Below are 1,367 nucleotides of genomic sequence, written 5' to 3' on the forward strand. Positions count from 1 at the left end.
GAAACGCGGAACGGCCGGTCCGCCTCCCGGGAAGGGGAAGCGGACCGGCCGTCCGTCAGAAGTACAAGGCGCTTGTGGTGATCAGCGCTTCGAGTACTGAGGAGCCTTGCGGGCCTTCTTGAGGCCGTACTTCTTGCTCTCCTTGACCCGGGCGTCACGGGTCAGGAAGCCGGCCTTCTTCAGGGCCGGGCGGTCGTCGGGCTCGCTGACGATCAGCGCCCGGGCGATGGCGAGCCGCAGCGCGCCGGCCTGGCCGGTGGTGCCGCCGCCACGCAGGTTGGCGATCACGTCGAACGCCTCGGCCTTCTCGGCGGTGACCAGCGGGTCCTTGATGAGCTGCTGGTGCACCTTGCTCGGGAAGTAGGCCTCGAGGTCGCGGCCGTTGCAGGTGATCTTGCCGCTGCCCGGGACGATCCGGACCCGGACGATGGCTTCCTTGCGCCGACCCACGGTCTGGATCGGGCGGTCACCACGGGGCGCGCGCGCGACGGGCGCCGGCGCCTCGGTGGCCTCGGGGGCGACCTCGGTGGCGGTGATGTCGGTCATGCTGCTTCCTTCGCCCGCGCTCACTGCGCGATCTGCTTGATCTCGAACGGCACCGGCTGCTGCGCGGTGTGCGGGTGCTCGGCACCGGCGTAGACCTTCAGCTTCTTGAGAAGCTGACGGCCCAGCTTGTTGTGCGGGAGCATGCCCTTCACGGCCAGCTCGATGGCCCGCTCGGGCCGCTTGGTGAGCAGCTCGTCGTAGCCGACCCGCTTCAGACCACCCGGGTAACCGGAGTGGCGGTAAGCGACCTTGGTCTGGCGCTTGTTGCCGGTCAGCGCGACCTTGCCCGCGTTCACGATGACGACGAAGTCGCCCGTGTCGACGTGCGGCGCGAAAGTCGGCTTGTGCTTGCCACGCAGGAGCGTGGCGGCGTGGGTCGCCAGGCGGCCCAGCACGACATCAGAGGCGTCGATGACGTGCCACTGACGCTCGATCTCACCCGGCTTCGGGCTGTACGTACGCACAGGTCTACCTTGTCTCGTCGTCGGTCTGGGGTCGCGCGCCGAGGTGACCGGGAATACCCAGCCGGACCAGCGCGCACGAACGACCAAGCGTACCTGATGCGGCACGCCTAAGAATGTCGTACAACAGCAGGCAACGATACCCGGCCGCCCGGCGGCAGGTCAAAACGGGGTGGTACCCCGCGTGGCCTGCGCGTTCGCCATGGCGCAGCTCACACGCCGACCAGCGTACGCGGCCCGGGACGCAGGTAGACCACCCAGGTCACCAGGAAGCAGAGCGCGTACCAGGCGATGAATGCCAGGTAGGCGGCGTCAGCCGTGCCGGAGGTCAGGAACGACTGCCGGAACGCCACGTTCACC

General features: G+C 68.5%; 2 protein-coding genes and 1 pseudogene. All 3 read right to left on the reverse strand.

Annotation, left to right across the window (positions count from 1 at the left end):
- Nucleotides 1-81: 81 nt before the first annotated feature.
- Entirely contained in the window at nucleotides 82-546 is a 465-nt protein-coding gene (gene rpsI, locus KBX39_RS31245) for a 30S ribosomal protein S9 (RefSeq protein ID WP_030501567.1), read from the reverse strand.
- A gap of 20 nt (nucleotides 547-566) precedes the next feature.
- Nucleotides 567-1,010, reverse strand: coding sequence for a 50S ribosomal protein L13 (gene rplM, locus KBX39_RS31250; protein ID WP_013288574.1), 444 nt, complete (start codon nucleotides 1,008-1,010; stop codon nucleotides 567-569).
- A 209-nt stretch (nucleotides 1,011-1,219) separates the two neighbouring features.
- Nucleotides 1,220-1,367 (reverse strand): annotated as a pseudogene (locus KBX39_RS33690) (MFS transporter); the annotation flags it as partial.

This window comes from Micromonospora sp. D75 (genome assembly GCF_018070405.1).
GTDB lineage: Bacteria > Actinomycetota > Actinomycetes > Mycobacteriales > Micromonosporaceae > Micromonospora > Micromonospora chalcea.

Excerpts from the sequence above, each read along its gene's own strand:
- rpsI (WP_030501567.1), bottom strand. The coding sequence starts at position 546 with ATGACCGACATCACCGCCACCGAGGTCGCCCCCGAGGCCACCGAGGCG.